The 18,440-nt window shown below is 72.1% G+C and carries 18 protein-coding genes and 1 pseudogene; 11 read left to right on the forward strand and 8 right to left on the reverse strand.

Features of this window, described 5'->3' with window-relative positions; genetic code table 11:
• Positions 1-2: 2 nt before the first annotated feature.
• On the reverse strand, positions 3-959 hold the full coding sequence (locus ABZ342_RS28785; RefSeq protein ID WP_360479227.1) for an SDR family NAD(P)-dependent oxidoreductase: 957 nt from the start codon (positions 957-959) through the stop codon (positions 3-5).
• A gap of 93 nt (positions 960-1,052) precedes the next feature.
• On the opposite strand from ABZ342_RS28785, the gene ABZ342_RS28790 reads away from it, so the two are divergent.
• Positions 1,053-1,907 (forward strand): helix-turn-helix transcriptional regulator, encoded by an 855-nt coding sequence (locus ABZ342_RS28790; RefSeq protein ID WP_360479231.1) that lies wholly within the window; start codon positions 1,053-1,055, stop codon positions 1,905-1,907.
• Positions 1,908-1,920: 13 nt separating this feature from the next.
• On the opposite strand, the gene ABZ342_RS28795 is transcribed toward ABZ342_RS28790, so the two are convergent.
• Positions 1,921-2,493, reverse strand: a complete 573-nt coding sequence (locus ABZ342_RS28795; RefSeq protein WP_360479234.1) for a TetR/AcrR family transcriptional regulator — start codon at positions 2,491-2,493, stop codon at positions 1,921-1,923.
• A 90-nt stretch (positions 2,494-2,583) separates the two neighbouring features.
• Here ABZ342_RS28795 and ABZ342_RS28800 point away from each other — a divergent pair, with 90 nt between their 5' ends.
• Entirely contained in the window at positions 2,584-3,579 is a 996-nt protein-coding gene (locus ABZ342_RS28800; protein WP_360479237.1) for a 2-dehydropantoate 2-reductase N-terminal domain-containing protein, read from the forward strand.
• Positions 3,576-4,781, forward strand: coding sequence for a cytochrome P450 (locus ABZ342_RS28805; protein ID WP_360479240.1), 1,206 nt, complete (start codon positions 3,576-3,578; stop codon positions 4,779-4,781). Before ABZ342_RS28800 ends, ABZ342_RS28805 begins: the two co-directional genes overlap by 4 nt.
• Positions 4,782-4,840: 59 nt before the next feature.
• On the opposite strand, the gene ABZ342_RS28810 is transcribed toward ABZ342_RS28805, so the two are convergent.
• Positions 4,841-5,311 carry a MarR family transcriptional regulator gene (locus tag ABZ342_RS28810; protein ID WP_360479243.1) on the reverse strand — a complete coding sequence of 157 codons (471 nt, stop codon included), beginning with the start codon at positions 5,309-5,311 and terminating at the stop codon, positions 4,841-4,843.
• 78 nt (positions 5,312-5,389) lie between these two features.
• Here ABZ342_RS28810 and ABZ342_RS28815 point away from each other — a divergent pair, with 78 nt between their 5' ends.
• Together ABZ342_RS28815 and ABZ342_RS28820 are read left to right on the forward strand one after the other, a co-directional pair.
• Positions 5,390-5,941, forward strand: a complete 552-nt coding sequence (locus tag ABZ342_RS28815) for an NAD(P)H-dependent oxidoreductase (protein ID WP_360479246.1) — start codon at positions 5,390-5,392, stop codon at positions 5,939-5,941.
• Complete coding sequence (locus ABZ342_RS28820) at positions 5,938-6,921, forward strand: amidohydrolase family protein (RefSeq protein WP_360479249.1); 984 nt, start codon at positions 5,938-5,940, stop codon at positions 6,919-6,921. Before ABZ342_RS28815 ends, ABZ342_RS28820 begins: the two co-directional genes overlap by 4 nt.
• Positions 6,922-7,043: 122 nt before the next feature.
• On the opposite strand, the gene ABZ342_RS28825 is transcribed toward ABZ342_RS28820, so the two are convergent.
• Positions 7,044-7,616 carry a hypothetical protein gene (locus ABZ342_RS28825; RefSeq protein WP_360479252.1) on the reverse strand — a complete coding sequence of 191 codons (573 nt, stop codon included), beginning with the start codon at positions 7,614-7,616 and terminating at the stop codon, positions 7,044-7,046.
• Between the two features lie 282 nt (positions 7,617-7,898).
• Between ABZ342_RS28825 and ABZ342_RS28830 the strand changes: the two genes are divergently transcribed.
• The 4 genes and pseudogenes from ABZ342_RS28830 to ABZ342_RS28845 all read left to right on the forward strand — a co-directional run bounded on the left by ABZ342_RS28830 (position 7,899) and on the right by ABZ342_RS28845 (position 12,640).
• Entirely contained in the window at positions 7,899-10,346 is a 2,448-nt protein-coding gene (locus ABZ342_RS28830) for a glycoside hydrolase family 3 N-terminal domain-containing protein (protein WP_360479255.1), read from the forward strand.
• Positions 10,347-10,770: 424 nt separating this feature from the next.
• Positions 10,771-11,451, forward strand: a complete 681-nt coding sequence (locus tag ABZ342_RS28835) for a hypothetical protein (protein WP_360479258.1) — start codon at positions 10,771-10,773, stop codon at positions 11,449-11,451.
• 10 nt (positions 11,452-11,461) lie between these two features.
• Positions 11,462-11,554: pseudogene (locus ABZ342_RS28840) on the forward strand (DNA-binding response regulator); the annotation flags it as partial.
• A 207-nt stretch (positions 11,555-11,761) separates the two neighbouring features.
• Positions 11,762-12,640, forward strand: coding sequence for a hypothetical protein (locus ABZ342_RS28845; RefSeq protein ID WP_360479261.1), 879 nt, complete (start codon positions 11,762-11,764; stop codon positions 12,638-12,640).
• A gap of 42 nt (positions 12,641-12,682) precedes the next feature.
• Here ABZ342_RS28845 and ABZ342_RS28850 read toward each other — a convergent pair whose 3' ends face one another.
• Entirely contained in the window at positions 12,683-13,633 is a 951-nt protein-coding gene (locus tag ABZ342_RS28850; RefSeq protein WP_360479264.1) for a LysR family transcriptional regulator, read from the reverse strand.
• Between the two features lie 76 nt (positions 13,634-13,709).
• Here ABZ342_RS28850 and ABZ342_RS28855 point away from each other — a divergent pair, with 76 nt between their 5' ends.
• On the forward strand, positions 13,710-14,555 hold the full coding sequence (locus ABZ342_RS28855; protein WP_360479267.1) for an alpha/beta fold hydrolase: 846 nt from the start codon (positions 13,710-13,712) through the stop codon (positions 14,553-14,555).
• Positions 14,552-15,928: an MFS transporter gene (locus ABZ342_RS28860; protein ID WP_360479270.1), complete on the forward strand. Its 1,377-nt coding sequence runs from the start codon at positions 14,552-14,554 to the stop codon at positions 15,926-15,928. Before ABZ342_RS28855 ends, ABZ342_RS28860 begins: the two co-directional genes overlap by 4 nt.
• A 411-nt stretch (positions 15,929-16,339) precedes the next feature.
• Here the strand turns inward: ABZ342_RS28860 and ABZ342_RS28865 are convergent, their stop codons facing one another.
• From ABZ342_RS28865 to ABZ342_RS28875, 3 genes are read right to left on the reverse strand one after another with little or no spacing between them, the layout of a single operon-like run.
• The gene (locus ABZ342_RS28865) at positions 16,340-16,570 is read right to left on the reverse strand and encodes a zf-HC2 domain-containing protein (protein WP_360479273.1); all 231 of its coding nucleotides are present in this window, start codon (positions 16,568-16,570) and stop codon (positions 16,340-16,342) included.
• On the reverse strand, positions 16,567-17,208 hold the full coding sequence (locus tag ABZ342_RS28870) for a sigma-70 family RNA polymerase sigma factor (protein WP_360479276.1): 642 nt from the start codon (positions 17,206-17,208) through the stop codon (positions 16,567-16,569). Before ABZ342_RS28870 ends, ABZ342_RS28865 begins: the two co-directional genes overlap by 4 nt.
• Positions 17,209-17,249: 41 nt before the next feature.
• Positions 17,250-18,437 (reverse strand): cation:proton antiporter, encoded by a 1,188-nt coding sequence (locus tag ABZ342_RS28875; protein WP_360479279.1) that lies wholly within the window; start codon positions 18,435-18,437, stop codon positions 17,250-17,252.
• Between the last annotated feature and the right edge of the window lie 3 nt (positions 18,438-18,440).

Below are 18,440 nucleotides of genomic sequence, written 5' to 3' on the forward strand. Positions count from 1 at the left end.
CGTCAGACCTCGGCGTCCGGGGTGCGCGACGCGCCCGCGTGCTGCACCAGTTCGGCCGTCGCCTCCCACAGGCGGCGCTCGCGGCCGCGGTCGTGGGCGACCGGCTGGACCTCGGTCAGCTTGGTCTTCACCACGAACGCGCCGTCACGCAAGTGCGCCCACTCGTCATCGACCGCCATCGCGGCCAGCAGGGGCCCCGAGCGCTGCGGTGTCGAGACGCCGGGAATCCGGCCGAGGGCGCGGCTCATCGCCTGGAACGCCGCGGGGGCGCCGCGGCCCAGCGCGGTGCCGGGCATCCAGCCTGGCTCGAACACCGACACGCTGATCCCCGGGCCGGCCTGACGCTGCAGTTCGTGGGCGTAGTAAAGAACTGCGAGCTTGGCGTTGGAGTAGGCGACGCCGGAGGCCGCCATGCCCGGGTTCTCCTCGCCGCCGGCCGGGCGGGCGAGCTCGACGGGGTCGGCCCACTCGGCCTCGGCCACGCGCAGCAGCTTGCGCCAGAAGTTGGCGTGGTAGGTGTTCGAGCCGACCAGCACGACCCGCGCCGGGGCGGTGAACGAGCCGATCAGGTCGCCGATGAGCCGCGCGTGGGCGAGGTGGTTGACGGCGAAGGTGAGCTCGTAGCCGTCGGCCGAGGCCTGCCGGGTGTCGGCCGACATGGTGCCCGCGTTGGCGACCAGCGCGCGCAGCGGACGGACAGCGCCGTCGGCGAGCAGGCCGCGGGCGGTCGCCGCGGCGGCTCGGACGTCGGCCAGGCTTGCCAGGTCGCAGCCGATTTCGACGGCGTGCGCCCCGAGGGCACGAGCCTCGTCGGTGACCGCGGTCAGGTCGCGCCCGGCGCGGCCGACGAGCAGCAGGTCGGGGCGCTGCCCGTCCGGGCGGCCGGCCATGGCCAGCACGGCGTGGCGGCCCAGGTTGCGCGTGGGGCCGGTGATGAGGACGGTTCCGGGTTCGGTCATGGCGCCAGCCTGCGAGCACGGCCGGGGCGCAGCCAGTCGTCCGGTTTTCGTAGGACTGCCAGGGCCAGGACAACCGGTGCCCGCTCGTCCAGAATGGACTGCGTGGAAGCGTGGGAGTTCGGCCGGACGGTGCGCCGCTGGCGCGACCGGGTGGTCCCCGAGGCCGTCGGTGTCCCGGCGGGCCGGCGGCGGCGGGCCAGCGGGTTGCGCCGGGAAGAACTGGCCGCGCTCGCCGGCATCTCGGCCGACTACCTGACCCGCCTCGAGCAGGGACGCGCGACCGCGCCGTCGACGCAGGTCGTGGAGTCGCTGGCCCGCGCGCTGCGCCTGGCCGACACCGAACGTGACCTGCTCTACCGGCTGGCCGGGCACGCCGCGCCGGGCCCGGACGTCGTGCCGTCGCGGGTCACCCCGAGCGTGCAGCGGCTGCTCGACCGGCTGTCGCACACGCCGGTGGTGGTCTACGACGCCACCTGGACGCTCGTGCTGGCCAACGCGCCGTACGACGCGCTCATGGGCGACACGACCACCTGGCGCGGGCTGGAACGCAACGCCGTGTGGCGCAACGTCGCCCGGCTGCCCTCGCGGATCGTGCACAGCCCGCGGGAACAGGCCGAGCACGAAGCCCGGCTCGTCGCCGACCTGCGCCTGACCGCGTCGCGCTACCCCGCCGACCGCGCGCTGCGGCGCCTGCTCGCGGACCTGGCCGCCGGCAGCCCGCGGTTCGCCGAACTGTGGGATGCCGAAGCCCCGCCGTCGGTGGCCGACCCGTCCCGGCGCAAGGTCATCGACCACCCGGCGGTCGGCCCGATCACCCTCGACTGCGACACGCTGCTCGTCGCCTTGGACGACCTGCGCATCAGCGTGTACACCGCCGAGCCCGGCACCGAGGACGCCGACCGCCTGGCTCTCGCCGCCGTCCTCGGTACCCAGTCGCTCCGGCCTTGAGAACGCATGCTCGCTAGTCGACGGGCCGGCGCAGTCCGTCCAGCACGAGGGTGATGACGTCGTCGGCCTCGGTCCGCCACCCGGGGCGGTCGTGGGCCGCGCCGATGCCGTGCAGCGCCATCATGACGGCGCCGGCGTCCACGTCGTCGCGAACGGTGCCGTCCCGTACGGCGGCGGCCACCAGGTCGGTGACCGCCTCCTCCAGCGCCCGGCTGCCCTCGGCGAGGGCACCCGCGCGATCGGCCCACAGCGTGGCCAGCGTCCGGGCGAGGCCTTCGTGGGCAGCAATGTGGTCGACCATGCCGCGGAGGAAGGTCGCCAGGGCCTCCGCCGCGGGCAGCGTGGCCTGTAGCCGGCGGGCGCGGTCGCACAGTGTGGCGACTTCCCCGTGATAGACGGCCTCGGCCAGTGCCTCCCGGGTGGGGAAGTGGCGGTACAGCGTGCCGGTGCCCACCCCGGCCAGGCGGGCGAAGTCATCGAAGCGCAGGTCGAAGAAGCCCCCGGCGTCGAAGACCTCCCGGGCGGTGGCGAGCAGGGCTGCACGCTTGCGCTGGGCGTCGGCCCGCAGCGGCTTGTCGGCGGTCATGCGCTCCCTCGCGTTGACAAATGGAGATGACCTCCATATTTTGGAAAGTGGAGATGATCTCCAGATCAATCGTACCCCACGAGGTGCCATGTGAAGATCCTGATGTTCGGCCGAGGCGTGATCGCCACCATCTACGGCTGGACCCTGCAACGGGCCGGGCACGACGTCGAGTTCTACGTCCGGCCGGGCCGCGCCGCGACGTACGGGGAGGCGGTGGACCTCGACCTGTTCGACCTGCGGCGCCGGGTGTGGGGGCGACGCGTCGCCGAGAAGTGGCCGGTGCGCTACCGGGAGGCGCTGGAGCCGGACCACGACTTCGACCTGATCGTGCTCAGCGTGCCGCACCACCGCCTCCCGGAGGCGACGGCCTTCCTGGCCCCGCGGGTCGGCCGGGCCACGGTGCTGGTCTTCGGCAACCTCTGGACCGAGCCGCTCGCCGCGGTCGGCGCGCTCCCGCCGGACCGGATCGCCTGGGGCTTTCCCCAGGCCGGTGGCGGTTTCGGCGCGGACGGCGTGCTCCACGGGGGACTCTTGCCGTCGGTCGTCTTCGGCACCCTCGGCCGGCCCCCGACCGATCGGGAACAGGCCGTGCGTCAGGCGTTTCGCGAAGCCGGGCTCCGGATCAAGGAGCGGCCCGACTTCCGCGGCTGGCTGTGGGTCCATTTCGTCTCGGACGCCGGCATGTTCTCGCAGGGCCTGCGGCGGGGTTCCCTGTCCGAACTGGCCGGGGCACGCGGCGACCTGCGCGAGGCGCTGCTGGCCGGCCGCGAGCTGCTGCCGCTCCTCCGGGCGCGCGGCGTCGACCTGCGACGGCACCGGGGCGGTCTGCTGCCGTTCCGGGCGCCCACCTGGCTGACGGCCCCCGCGCTCGCCTGGCTGACCACTCATGTCCCGCCCGCGCGCATGGGTCTCACGGCGCACGACGACCCCGACGCCGAGGAGCCGCGGGCGGTCTGCCGGGACGTCCTGGCCGAAGCACGGCGGCTGGGCATCTCGGCACCACGACTGGAAGCGGCGGAACCGCTCTTCGCCCGTGCCGGCCGGCCTCTGTCGCCCGTCCGTGACGTCGCGGAAGGACAGTCATGACCACCACCGGGAAGCACGAGTTCCCCCTGGCCCGTACGTGCCCGTTCGTGCCGCCGCCGGCGTACGAAGAGATCCGCGAACAAGAGCCGGTCTCACGGGTTCGCCTGCCCGACGGCGGGTGGGCCTGGGTGATCAGCCGTCACGAAGACGTGCGAACCGTGTTGAACGACCGGCGGTTCAGCGCCGACCGGCAGCATCCGGACTTCCCGGCGCTGGTCGAGGGCGAGGCCGCGACCCGGCGGCCGGACGAGGAGCGCATGCTGATCGCGATGGACGCGCCCGAGCACGGGCCGGCGCGCAAGGCCGTGCTCGGCGAGTTCACCGTGCGCCGGTTGGCGGCGCTGCGGCCGCGGATCCAGGAGATCGTCGACGAGCGGATCGACGCGCTGCTGGCCGGGCCGCGGCCCGGTGACCTGGTGGAGTCGCTGTCGCTGCCGGTCCCGTCACTGGTGATCTGCGAGATGCTGGGTGTGCCTTACGCCGACCACGAGTTCTTCCAGGAACAGACGGTGAAGGTGTTCAAGCAGTCGACGTCACCCGAGGAGGCGTGGGCGGCCATGGGAGTCCTCCAGGGCTACCTGGCCGACCTCGTCGCGGAGAAGGAGCGGAACCCGCCGGACGACCTGCTCGGGCGGCAGATCGTCAAGCTGCGCGCGGACGGCACCTACCGGCGGAAAGCGTTGGCCGGCATGGGTCTCCTGCTGCTCGTGGCCGGCCACGAGACGACGGCGAACATGATCTCGCTGTCGACCCTGGCATTTCTGCGCAACCCGGACCAGCTCGCGATGATCAAGGCCGACTCGGGCAAGACGCTCGACGCGGTCGAGGAGATGCTGCGGTACTTCACGATCATCGACGTGGCGACCGTCCGGCTGTGCGTCGGGGACATCGAGGTCGGCGGCCGGCTGATCCGCTCCGGCGAAGGAGTGCTGGCGCTCGGGTATTCGGCCAACCGGGACCCCCGGGCGTTCGAGAACCCGGACGAGCTCGACATCGAGCGCGGCGCGCGCCACCACGTCGCGTTCGGCTTCGGGCCGCACCAGTGCCTGGGCCAGAACCTGGCCCGGATGGAACTGCGGATCGTCTTCGACACGCTGTTCCGCCGCGTCCCCACTCTCGAACTGGCGGTGGACGTCGACGAGCTGCCGTTCAAGGACGACGCGCACATCTACGGCCTCTACCGGCTCCCGGTGACCTGGTAGCGGACGAACCGCCGGCCACCACGCCGGAGACTCGCCGGCGGACCGGCGAGTCTCCGGCGCTATTCGGCTCGGTCGTCGACGCGGGCCAGCACCTTGTCCGCGATCCGGCGCAGCGTACGCAGCTCCGCCGGGGTCAGGGCGTCGGCGAACAGCTCCCGCACCCGCTCGACGTGCCCGGGCGCGACCGACTCCAGGTGCGCGAAGCCCGCGTCCGTCAGGATCGCTCGCGTGTACCGGCCGTTGCCCGGATCCGGTTCCCGGCAGGCGAAGCCGCGCTTCTCCAGGCGGCCGATCAGGTGGGACAGCCGCGACAGCTCCGTGTTCGCCAAGGCCGCCAGGTCGCTCATCCGCGCCCGGCGGTCCGGCTGCTCCGACAGGTGCGCGAGCACGTAGTACTCGAGGAAGCTCAGCCGCGCGTCGCGCTGCAGCTGCGCCTCCAGGGACGCCGGCAGCCGCTGGGTGAGCCGCATGAAGGCGCGCCACGCCGACAACTCGTCGCTCGTGAGCCAGCGCTGCCCGGGTTCCGTCATCACCGCAGTCTAGCTGACTTGAAAATTCATGTCAGCGTGCTAGCGTCTCACTTGAACATTCAAGTGAGAGGACTTCCTGTGAAGATCGCGATCATCCTCGGCAGCACCCGTCCCGGCCGGAAGGGCGAAGCCGTGGCGAGGTGGGTGCTGGCCAAGGCCAAGGAACGGCCGGACGTCGACTACGAGCTCATCGACCTGCTCGACCACCCGCTGCCGCACCTGGACGAGGCCGTGTCCGCCAGCCGGGGCGTCTACGCCAACGACCACACCAAGGCCTGGTCCGCCACGATCGCGGCGTTCGACGGGTTCGTCTTCGTCACCCCCGAGTACAACCACTCCACCTCGGGCGTCCTGAAGAACGCCATCGACTACCTCTACGCCGAGTGGAACAACAAGGCCGCCGCCTTCGTCTCCTACGGCGCGCTCGGCGGTGCCCGCGCCATCGAGCACCTGCGGGCGATCTCCAGTGAGCTGCAACTGGCCCACGTGCGCCAGCAGCTGTCGTTCTCGCTCTTCACCGACTTCGAGAACTTCGCCGAGTTCGCCCCGTCCCCGATGCACGACGCCGCCGCCTCGGTGCTGTTCGACCAGCTCGAATCCTGGGCCGGCGCGCTCAAGACCATCCGGTGAGGCTCTACGGGCTCGAGGAGCACTTCGCCACGGCCGACGTGGTCGCGGCGTGGCGGCGGCACGACCCGGCGCTCGCCGCGCCGATGATGAGCCGGGCCGTCGCCAGTGCCGCGTTGCTCGACCTCGGCGAAGGCCGCGTCGCCGCGATGGACGACGCCGGGATCGACACCGCCGTGCTGTCGCTCACGACGCCCGGCTTGCAGGACCTCGACCCCGCCGAAGCCGTCGCGCTGCAACGTCCCACCAACGACGTCCTCGCCGACGCCGTCGGCCGGTTTCCCGGGCGGTTCCGGGGGTTCGCGGCCCTGGCGACGTCCACGCCCTCGGCGGCGGCCGACGAGCTGCGGCGGGCCGTCACGGACCTCGGGTTCGACGGGGCGCTGGTGAACGCGAACTCCCGTGGCCAGGCCCTCGACGAGTTCCGCTTCTGGGACATCTTCGAGGCCGCCGAGGACCTGCGTGCCCCGGTGTACCTGCACCCGAGCGTGCCGGTCCCGGCGGTCACCGAGGCCTACTACCGGCGGTTCGGCGGCCCGGTGGACGAGCTGCTGGCCACCGGGACGTTCGGCTGGCACTACGACGCCGGGCTGACCGCGCTCCGGCTGATCGTCGCCGGGGTCTTCGACCGGTTTCCGGGGCTGCGGCTGATCCTGGGGCACTGGGGCGAGGTCGTGCTGTTCTACCTTGACCGCGTGGCGGCCCTGGACGCGGTGGCCGGGCTGGAGCGCCCGATCGCGGAGTACTTCCGCACCAACGTCTTCATCACCTCGGGCGGCATCGCCAGCCACCGGTACCTGCGGTGGAGCCTGGAGACGGTGGGCGCGGACCGGATCATGTACGCCTCGGACCACCCGTTCAACCGCGAGTACGGCGGTTCCGCCCGGAGATTCGTGGCGACCGCACCGATCAGCGACGCCGACCGGGCGAGGATCGCCTATGAGAACTGGGAAAACCTGATCGCGGGCATCCGGCGCCGGTAAGCGTGAAGCGTGGCGATGGCCGACAACGTTCGCTGACCACCGGGAGACGACAACACGGGCGGTGTGCGGAGGAACTACCCGGTGGGCGCAACGCCGTTCCCGGCGATGCGCCCACCGGGCGGTCACACGCAGGGCATCAACGTCGAGACGTTGATCGCGGGGCTCCAGCCGGCGCTGTCATATTGGACGGTGAGCCATTCCGTGGTCCGGATGTTGCAAGGTGACGGCCATGTCGTGGGGGAGAAGATCGTCTGTTGCTTGCCTGCGGCCAGGGTGACGGTACCGCGGCCGTCGAGTACGGGCTCCGTGCCATCCGGTGCGACAGAGGTGTACAGGATCCAGTTGACGGTGCGTGAACTGGTCGCCGTGTTGATCAGACCGAGATAACCGCGGGAGAAGCAGTCGGCGCTGTCGCAGTTGTATCGGACGCATACCTGGTAGCGGATCTTGCCCCAGCCTTCGGTTCCCGAGCACACCGGCGAAGCAGCCGTTGTAGCAGCGGTGACCGGGGTTGCGACGGACCGGGTTGCGGACTTGGTGGGTGCCGAGCCCGGCTGCGCGACTTGGAGTCGTGCGACAGACGGCGAGGTGCCGGTGTCAGAGGTGGATCTGCCGGCGGCCGTGGCGGGTGACACGGTGCCGAGAATGCTGACGGCGCATATCGCGGTCAGTAACACGAACCGTCTTTTGAGCATCGGGGCTCCTCGTGTCTGCAGTCGTGTGCTTGCCGCGACCACACGCCGCGTCGCCCTCGGCAGTTGACGCTCAGGTCTTCGGTTCACCCGAACGGAGCTGATATTCGTTGGCGAGCCACGGTCAGGCCACCCGCGTCCCTCGACCGGGATACCGCTTACTTCAAGGCGTGAACCACGGACGCCCGGCCGCCGTTCGGCGCTTTACAGCCTGGGCGGAAGGCGCCTACCGTGCGCTCGCATCCATCCGGCCGGTCCGTGCCGACCACGGCTGAAGGAGGTCAGGTGTTCCGCAACCACAGACCCAGTACCCGCGCCACCGTCACGGTGCTCGCAGCGACGGTCCTGCTCGCGGTTCCCGCGTTCACCGCCAGTAGCAGCGCCGCCATCGACCTGGGCGCCGCGCCCTGGCTGGACACCCATCGCCCGGTGCCGGCGCGGGTGGAGACGCTGCTTCGCGCGATGACGCTGCCCGAGAAGGTCGGCCAGATGGACCAGCAGCTGGTCACCACGCTGACCGATGCGAACAGCGCGACGTGCGGGAACAACGGATTCAATCTGCCCAATCCCGAATGCATGCGAAAAATACTGGTCGAGGCCAACGTCGGTTCGATTCTCGCGGGTGGCACCGAGAATCCGGTCGACACCACGGGCAAGGGCGGCGTGGGCAACACCGGCTACGACTGGGCCACCGAGTACAACATCATCCAGCAGTTCGCGATCAAGAACTCGCGCCTGCACCTGCCGGTGGTGTTCGGCGTCGACGCGGTGCACGGCTTCGGCCACCCGTGGCAGGCACCGCTGTTCCCGCAGTCCATCGGCATGGGCGCCACCTGGGACCCCGCGCTCGCCCAGGCGGGGGGCAAGGCGACCGCGGACGCTCTGCGCGCCACCGGTTGGACCTGGAACTTCGCCCCGGTCCAGGACATCGCGCGCGACAACCGGTGGGGCCGCACCTACGAGACGTGGGCCGAGCAGCCGGCCCTGGCGGCCGCGATGGGCGCCGCGAACATCAAGGGCATGCAGACACCCGGCAAGCGCGGTGCGCTGAACGTCAGCGCGACGGTCAAGCACTTCGCCGGCTACTCGCAGTCGGTCAACGGCCACGACCGGGCCGAGGCGCTGCTCCCGATGAACTACCTCCAGACGACGATCCTGCCGCCGTACGCGGCGGGGATCGACGCGGGCGCCGGCACGGTGATGGTCAACTCCGGTTCGATCAACGGGGTTCCCGCCACCTCGTCGCACTACCTGCTGACCGACGTCCTGCGCGACCAGATGCACTTCCAGGGTGTCGTGATCAGCGACTACCAGGACGTCACCGCGTTGCAGACCGCCTACCACATCGCGGCGGATCTCCCGGGTGCCATCGCCGCCGCCGTGAACGCGGGCGTCGACATGAGCATGCAGGTCTCCGACCCGGCCGGCTGGCAGGCCGCGATCCTGCAGGCCGTCGACACGGGCAAGATCTCGCGCGCGCGGATCGACCAGGCCGTGCGGCGCATCCTCACGCTGAAGTTCCAGCTCGGCCTGTTCGACCAGCCGTGCGTGGCGGACCCGGCGAAACCGTGCGTCGACGCGAACGCCGCCAACGCGGCCGTCACCGCGGGCCGCGATCAGACGCTGAAGGCCGCGCGGGAGTCGATCACCTTGCTGCGCAACGAGAACAACGCGCTGCCGTTGCCGGCGGGCGCGAAGGTCGTGGTGACCGGCCCGAGCGCGGACTCGATGACCAACCAGCTCGGCGGCTGGAGCGTGAGCTGGCAGGGCGTGGCCGGTGCCGGGCACGTGTGCTGCATGGGCCCCGAGAACCAGATTCCGCCGGGCACCACCGTGCTCGGCGGCATCCGGGCCGCGAACCCGGGTGCGGTCTACGCGCCGGACCAGGCCAGCGCCGTCGCGGCGGCGGCCGGCACCAGTGCCTACGTGGCTGTGGTGGGGGAGAAGGCCTACGCGGAAGGGCTGGGCGACAACCCGGCGCCGGCCCTGGCTCCCGACCAGCAGGCCCTCATCTCGGCCCTGCAGGCGACCGGTAAGCCGGTGATCGTCGTGGTCGTCGCGGGCCGTCCGGTCGGGCTGGGTCCGGCCGAGAAGGCGAACGCGGTGCTGATGGCCTACCAGGGCAGCACGGAAACCGGCACGGCGGTGGCGGATGTGCTGTTCGGCAAGACGAACCCTGCGGGCAAGCTGCCGATCAGCTGGCCGTCCGACGCGCCGGCCGTCGGCGCCGACTTCGCCGGCACGGCCCCGTCCCCGCTGGGGGACCAGCCGAAGTTCTTCGACCAGCTGCCCAGCACCGCGTCCGGCCCGGGCAACGCGTACAACCCGCAATTCCCGTTCGGCTACGGCCTGTCGTACACGACGTTCACCCACACGAACCTGGCGGTGACGCCGAAGGTCGCGCGCGGCGGCACGGCCACCGCGACGTTCACCGTCACCAACACCGGAACCCGCGCCGGCACCGACATCGTGCCGGTGTACGTGGCCCAGCCGGTGAGCCCGGTGGTCGTCCCGCCACAACGGCTGGTCGGCTTCGCGCGGGTGACGCTCGAACCGGGCCGGTCCCAGGTCGTGCGCGTGTCCTTCCCGGCGTCCGCATTGGCCGAAAGCGCAGCGGACATCAACGCGTCCGGCCCGCCGGCCGTGGTGCCGGGCAGTTATGTGCTGCAGCTGGACAAGAACGGCACGACGCCGTACACGGTGGACGTGTCGGCGCCGTTCCTGATCCAGTAGCGAGCGGTCGCTTGCGGGGCGACGCCGGCGCGTCGCCCCGCAATGCCCGCTCAGGCCGGCGTCCCGAATGGCCGAGAGCGTCGGGTGACCTCGTTTCCGCTGGTAGCGGCCCAGTTTCGCGCCGGTTGTAACTCCGGCGCGCCGGGGGACGACCTAGCTCCTGATTGAGGAGACGCCCCATGTCACAGCGTGCAACACGGGTCACACCGAGTCGGTTCGGGTGGCTGCTTCTCGCCTTCGTCTTCGCCGGCACGGCCGGTGTGCACCTCTACTTGCTCTTGTCGACGGCGGCCAGATGGCCGGGCTGGGCGGCGATGGTCCTGGTCGTACTGGCCCTGAGCTGCGTCAGGAACTCAGGGCTCGGCCAGGGCCCCGCGCGTGCTCGTGCCGACGCCGGGAGCGCGAAGAGCGGGGAGCCCGCTGGATGAGCGGGTGGTCCGACCCGTCGGCTCTGGCCGTGTTCGTGATCGCCGTCGCGCTGCTCCTCGCCGCCGGCACGAGTGGTGCCCTCCGGCTCCCGCCGCTCAACGTGCACGGCCCGCTGACCCCGGCCGGGATCAAGGTGACCGCCGCCCTCGGTGTTCTGTGCTTGGCCGTGGCCGGAGGGGTCGCCTTGTGGGGCGGGCACGACTCGCCACCGCAGCCGACCGCGACGCCGCCACTCTCGAGCTCGGTTCCGCAGGCCACCTCACCCTCTTCCTCGGAGACACCGGGTTCGACCGCGCCCACACGGTCGACGGGATCGCCGCCGTCGCCCGGGCTCACGGAACTGGCCGCCGATCGTGTGTCATTGGGAACCTCGACCGGATACGACTTCGACACGGGCAAGACCGGTTTCGCGGGTGAGGGTGCCGACATAGTCGTCGACAGCACCGGTATCAGTGCGGTTTCCGACACCGCGCTCGCGCTTTCCGGCCGGACGGACACCCGGCCGGACGGATGTCCCTCGGAACTGAGGCTCAGCCGGGTGCCGCGCAGCGGTACCGCGTCCGGGCGATCGGTCTGCGCTCTGACGACGAGCGGGAACCTCGCGGTGTTCACGTTCTCCGATTCGCGCTCGTCGGGCGAAGTGGTGGTGGACTACGTCCTGTGGGGTAACCGATGACGGCCACTCGGTGCTGATCCTCACCACCTTCGAATCCGACGAATACGTTTACGACGCGTTGCGCGCCGGCGCGGCCGGCTTCGTCGTCAAGGACACCGAGCCGGCCGCGCGAGACCGGGCCCAGCTCGTCGTCATCGCCTACGAAACCAGGCTGGTGACGGTAGGAACAGGTCACGAGCTGGAGAAGTCCTGACGCACCTGCGAAGCCGGGACCGCGCTACCCGGAAGGGGCCGGTTCAGGGGGATCCCCGAAGCGACAACGGGTCCGCTGTTCCTAACCTGGCGGTATCCGAGGGGAAGGAGCACGGCCATGCGTTTGTCCCACCTGTTCGCGGCCACGGCACTGGGGCTCTCCACCGTGGTGGCGACGCCCGTCGCGGCCGGCGCGACGACGACGTGCACGGCTCCGGCACCGGGCCCCTGGACGGTGGACCCCGCGAGTGCCGCGGCGCCGGCCGGGGCGGGCCGCCCGGCGGACCAGGCCACCGCCGCGCGGGTGCGCGCCGGCATCCGCAACTTCGTCGCCTGCGTCAACGCCGGTGACCCCGCCAAGCCGGACGACCTCGCCGCCAACCCGGCGGCGACGTTGTTCACCGTCCACTTCATCACCACGTTCATGCACCAGGACAGCTACGCGGCCGTGCCCAGGGTGCTCGGCGGCCTGCGCATCGATCGGATGCGCACCCTCGACGTGACCGCCTACCCGGACGGCAGCGTCAGCACCGAAGGCACCTACCTCGCCTACGGCCACAAGCTCGCCCACGAACGCTGGAACTGGTGGCCCGACCCCGACGGCCACCTGAAGGTCAACAAGCTCGAACCGCTGGCCCCGCCCGTGCCGCCGGACGCGGCCACCCTCGGCATCGAGGTCGGCGACTACTACTACCGGCCCGACACCCCGGTCGTGCGCGCGCCCGGCGGCAAGGTGGTGCTGCGCTTCCACCAGTCCGGCGCGCAGCGCCACGAGGCGATCCTGTTCCGCCTTCCCGAAGGCGCCACCGCCGCCGACCTGTTCAACGGCGAGCTGGCGCCGGGCCAGGTCACCACCATCGGCCAGGACAACGGCTCCGACGTCATGTCCCTGGTGGCGCTTCGGCCCGGCACCTACACCCTGATCAGCTTCGAACCGGGGCCCGACGGCCGGCCGCTCGCCCTGCACGGGCTGACCGCGCAGTTCCGGGTCTGCTGACCCGCGCGCTGCCCGAGCCGGGGGAGTGTCCGCGCCAGGTGACTACTGCTTGACCGACCGGGCTTCGCGGCGGGCGAGCACGTCGTCGAGGCGGGAGCCGACTTCGGCGCAGTTGGCGCGGACGATGTCCAGGAACGCCGCGAGCACCGGGGAGTCGTCGGCCGCGCGGAAGGACAGCTGCAGGTCCGGGAGACGGACGTGCGGGGCGATGTCGCAGAACCAGACGTCCTTGCGGGTGACCAGCCGCATCCGGGCCGGGCCGAGGCCGACACCGACGTCGCACGCCGCCAGGCCGATGATCGTGTGGATGTCCCGGGACACCGTGGCGGCGTCCAGCGCGGCCGCGCCGGCGCCGAACAGGTCGTGCAGGCGCGCGGCCACGGCGGGTTCCTGCGTCGGCGCCGACATGATCAGGCGCTCGGCCGCGAGCTGCTCGAGCCGGATCTCCGCGCGGCCGGCGAAGGGGTGGGCGGTGCCGACGACGGCGACCAGGTGGTCGGCGCCGATGGGGACGGTCACCAGGCCGTCCACCCGCGCGCCGCGCGGGGTGCCGCGGCCGACCGCGACGTCGAGTTCGCCCGCGACCAGCGCGGCCGTCCCGTCCGGGCTGTTCACTTCCCGCAGGTCGAGCCGGACGTCCGGCCGGGCCTTGCGGAACCGGCCCAGTACGCCGGGCAGCGGCTCGAGCAGGGCCGAGCCGATGAAGCCCATGCGCAGCTGTCCCGTCTCGCCACGGGCCGCGCGGCCGGCTTCGACCGCGGCGGCCGTCATCTCGCCCAGCGCCCGCCGGGCCCGGGCCAGGAACGCCGTGCCGGCCGCGGTCGGGAACACCCCGCGGGGCGTGCGGTCGAACAGCCGCTCGCCGACCTCGCGTTCGACGGCCGCGATCTGGGTGGACAGCGGCGGCTGGGCGATGCCGAGGGACGCGGCCGCACGGCCGAAGTGCTGGTGCTCGGCCAGCGCGAGCGCGTAGCGGAGGTGACGGGACTCCATATTTTCAGGATATCGCGCAAGGGGGATTCAGCTATGAAAGTGGATAGCGCACTCGTCGCGCGGTGGGGTGGACCTCATGACTGGAACCACCGCTTGCGTGCTCGTTCACGGTGCCTGGCACTCCTCACTGCACTGGGCCGCCACCCAGCGCGCACTGGCCGCGCAAGGCATCACCGGCGTCGCCGTCGACCTCCCCGGGCACGGCGTGACCGCGCCGCTGCCGTCCGGGTACCTCCGGCCCGGCCAGCCCGGGCTGGCGACCGAGCCCTCCGCGCTCGCCGGGCTGACCACCGAGGTGCTCGTCGACGCCCTGATCGCCGACCTCGCCGAGGTGCGCCGCCGGTTCACCAGCGTGGTCCTCGTCGCGCACAGCGCGGGCGGCGGTCCGGTCTCGGCCGTGGTCGAGCGGCATCCCGACCTGGTCGACCACGTCGTCTACCTGTCGGCGTTCGTGCCCGCCGGGCGGCCGCGGTTCGGCGAATACGTGACGGACCCGGTCAACGCCGGTGCCGCCCACGCACCCCGGACCGGCGATCCCGACGTCCTCGGCGCCTTCCGGATCAACCCGCTCTCGCCCGACCCCGCCGAGGTCGAGGCGATCCGGCGGGCGTTCCTGACCGACTGGCCCGCGGACCGGCCGGGCTGGCGCCTGACGCTGCACCCCGACGAACCGATGGCGTCGCTCGCCGGGGCGTACCCGCTGACCGCCGGGCGGTGGGGCCGGGTGCCGCGCAGCTACATCCGGCTGACCGACGACCTGGCGCTGCCGCCGGCCACCCAGGACCTGATGATCGCCGAAGCCGACCGCCTGACCCCGGAGCGCCCGTTCGCGGTGCACTCCCTGCCCGGCGGGCACTCGCCGTTCCTGACCCGCCCCGGCGAGCTTGCCGAGCTCCTCGGCCGGATCGCGAAGCAGGCATGAGGCCCGCCGCGCAAGCCGTGCTGCTGTCGGGGACGTTCGTCCAGCTGATGAGCGTCACCGTGATGCAGCTCGCCGTCCCGCGCATCCGGCACGACCTCGCCGCCGGCTCGGGCGCGGGCCAGCTCGCGCTGGTCGGCTACACGTTGACCTACGCGTGCGCGCTGATCACCGCGGCCCGGCTCGGCGACCGGTTCGGCTACCGGCGGGTGTTCGTCATCGGCACGGCCGTGTTCACGCTGGCGTCGCTGGCCGCGGCCGCCGCGCCGGACGCCGGGTCCCTCGTGGTCGCCCGGCTCGTGCAAGGCATCGGTGCGGGCCTGGTGGCGCCGCAGATCCTGTCGCTGATCCAGACCGCGGTGCCCGCGGACCGGCGGGCCGGGGTCTTGGGCCGCTACGGGGCGACGATGGCCGTGGCGTCGCTGGCCGGCCCGCTGTGCTGCGGCGTCCTGCTGCACTTCGACCCGTTCGGGCTGGGCTGGCGGCTGGCACTGGCCCTGCCGGTGCCGGTGGGCGTCGTGTCGCTGGCCCTGGTCCGGATCCTGCCCGGCGGGCGCGGCCCGGCGGACGCGAGCCGGGTGGATCCGGTCGGCGCCGCGTTGTCACTGACCGGGCTGATCCTGCTGGTGCTGCCGCTGACCCTCGGCCAGGACGCGGGCTGGCCGGCCTGGACGTGGGCGAGCCTGGCCCTGGGGCTGGGCCTGCTCGCCGCCTTCGCCGTGGCACAACGCCGAGTGCGCTTCCCTTTGGTGCGGCCGGAAGCGCTGACCGCGTCGACGACCCGATGGGGCATCGGTGCGGTGTTCCTCTTCAACGCCGGCATCCCGTCGTTCAGCCTGCTGCTTTCCTTGCACCTGCAGGGCGCGCTGCACCGCGGCCCGCTGGTGACGGCGTTGACCGTCGCACCGTACGCGATCGGCGCCCTGCTGGGCAGCGCGGTCGCCGAAGCCGCGGCACGCAGGTTCGGCGCCGCGGCGCTCGCCGCCGCATCAGCCGGCCTGGCCGCGGTGTCGCTGCTGCTCATTCCGGTGCTGGCCGGGCCGGCGCCGCTCCTGTGGGCGGTGCTAGGGGGCGGCGGCTTCGCGTTCGGCGTCTTCACGGCATCGGCGTTTTCCCTTGTCCTGAAACGGGTTCCGGTGCCCGTGGCCAGTTCCGTGTCGGGGTTGCTGCCCACCGCGCAACAACTCGGCGGCACACTCGGCGTCGCCCTGGCGGGGATCGCCTACGCTGCTGGGGAACTGGACGCGGCAATGGGTTACGAGGCCGTCGTGTTCCTGCTCGCGGCCGCGGCCACGGCACGCTTGCGGAAGCCCGCCACGGGAACCACCGGAGGTGTGTCGCGGCCAAGCTTGCTCTCACGGTCGGAGAACTGCTGAGCACCACCCACGTGGTGGGGCACCGGCTCGACTTCGAAGGGCCCGTCACATCGGAGATCCGCAGGGCCGACCGGGAGTGCCGATCGGGTCACGCGGTCAGTCGCAGGCCCAGCCCGCCGAGCAGGATCTCGGCGAGCGCAATCCTGGTCACCGACCGCCGCCGCTACCTGTCGGCAGGGACGCCCGCCTCCCGCTGACTCCCTTCGCCGGAAAGGAAAACTTGCACGGGCCGCGCCCAGCGCATCGGCACCCACCAGCACCTGGTCCCACCCGGCTACGCGAAGTTGATGCACGACAAACGCATCCGGCCGGGCGGGTCGACCTGCTCGCGTGGTCGCCGTCGGCCGCGCTGAAGTTCATAGATGGCCACGGAATCCGCACCGGCGGCATCCTGTCGCTGTCCACACCGCCTCACCCGCGGTGCCAGTCGCGGAAGGCGGTGAGGACGGCGTCACGGGTCTCGGGCGAGAGGGTTTCCGGTGGCAGCCGCCCGAGTTCGCCGATGGTCGTGCGGAACTGGTCGAGGTAGCGTTCGCAGCCTTCGCAAAGCGCGAGGTGTTCGATGAAGCGTGCTTCGGTGCCGGGGTCGAGGGCGTCGTCGAGGAACGCGGTGACCAGTTCGACGAATTCGTCGCAGTTCACGTCCTCGCCCCCGTCGCCAAGTACACCGCCAGCCGCTCCCGGACGGCGGCGCGGGCCCGGTGCAGCAGGACGCGCTGGTTGGCCGCCGAGATCCGCAGCATCGCACAGACCTCTTCGGCGGTGTAGTCCCCGACGTCGCGCAGGCTCAGCACCGCGCGCTGCCGCGCGGGGAGCTCGTCGAGAACGGTGGTGATCACCTCGCGGATCTCGAGGACGAGCGCGGTGTCCTCCGGCGACGCCCACGCGGCCGGGGCCTCGCGCCAGTGGCCGGGGTAGCCGCCGCCGGTGCCCTGGAACCGGGCCGGGTCGACGGTCGGGCCGTGGTCCTCGTCCGGGGGCAGGATGCTGGTCCACGGCACGCTCCGGCGCTCGGCCACGCCGCGTTTCTTGGCGGTGTTGACCAGGATCCGGAAGACCCAGGTCTTGAACGCCGACCTGCCCTCGAAGGCATCGACGCCCTTGAGCACGGCGAGCCAGGTCTCCTGGACGACTTCCTCGGCGGAGGCGCGGGTGGACACGAACGAGCGGGCCAGCCGGAGCATCGGCGCCGACCACGCGTCGAGCACCGCGGCGAACGTCGCGTCGTCGCCCCGGCGGACGGCGGCGATCAGCTCGTCCTCCGGCGGCAGCTTGGTCACCAGGCGAATATAACCGCGGCAGGCAGCCAAAAGGATGACCGTCACCTTACGGCCGCCTTCCGGCCGCGCAGCAGCGAAAGCGCGCCCGCGGGGAAGACGAGCACCGACAGCAGGCCCGCGCACACGAGCCCCGCCGCGGTCGCCGGGGACATCGACCCGGTCAGCACGCCGATCTGGGAAACGGTGACCAGGAACGGCAACGACGTCGCCTGCAGCAGCGCCGCCGCGGCCGCCGGGCGCCGGCCGAACTCCCGGGTGTACAGCAGCGCCGGGACGCCGCGGGCGATCAGCAGGGCCGCCAGGAAGAGGGGAATTCGCACCGGCGCCGCCGGGTCGGCCAGCAACCCACCGAGGTCGAGCCGCAGCCCACTGGCGACGAAGAACACCGGGATGAGGAAGCCGTAGCCGATGGCGTCCAGCTTGACCCGGAACCGCGGGTGCGACGCGGCGTCCCGGTCGAGCAGCCCGACCACGGCGCCGGCGAGGAACGCGCCGAGGATGCTCTCCAGCCCGAACGCCTCCGCGAGCGCGACGAACGCGACCAGCAGCACCACCGCCGCGCGGACCCGGATCTCGGCGGTGGTGTCCTGCAGCCTGGTCAGGGTCGCGCCGAGCCGGCGCGACCTCCCGGCCAGCGACACCACGACCGCCGTCGCCGCGACCAGCAGCGCGAACGCCACCAGCAGCACCAGCCGCCCGCCGGTGCTGCCCCCGGACGCCGAGAACAGCAGCGACAACAGCACGACGGCGGCGAAGTCGGCGACCGAGCAGGCGGCGATGACCGCCTGCCCGAGCGCGGTTTCGGCCTGCCCGGCGTCCTTGAGCACCGGCACGACCAGGCCGAGTGACGTCGCCGAGAGTGCCACGGCGATCAGGAGCGGGCTCTTCACCCAGCCCGCCGCGCCGAACCCGGCTCCGGCGGCCAGGCCGAGCGCGAGCGTGACGCCGTAGCCGAGCAGCGCCAGCCGCAATGCCCGCCCGCGCAGCCGGTGCACGTCGATCTCCAGCCCGGCGAGGAACAGCAGGAACGCCAAGCCGAGCAGGGCGGCGATCTGCACCGGCACGTCGGCTTCGACCCACCCCAGCACGGACGGCCCGGCGACGATCCCGAGCACGATCTCCAGCACGACCGCCGGGACACGCAGTTTCGGGACGAGCGCCGTCACCAGGGGCGCGACGAGCGCGATCGCGGCCACCGCGAACAGGTTCACGAACTCGACGCCGGGCATCGC

The sequence above is a fragment of the Amycolatopsis sp. NPDC005961 genome (assembly GCF_040629235.1).
Taxonomy (GTDB): domain Bacteria; phylum Actinomycetota; class Actinomycetes; order Mycobacteriales; family Pseudonocardiaceae; genus Amycolatopsis; species Amycolatopsis camponoti.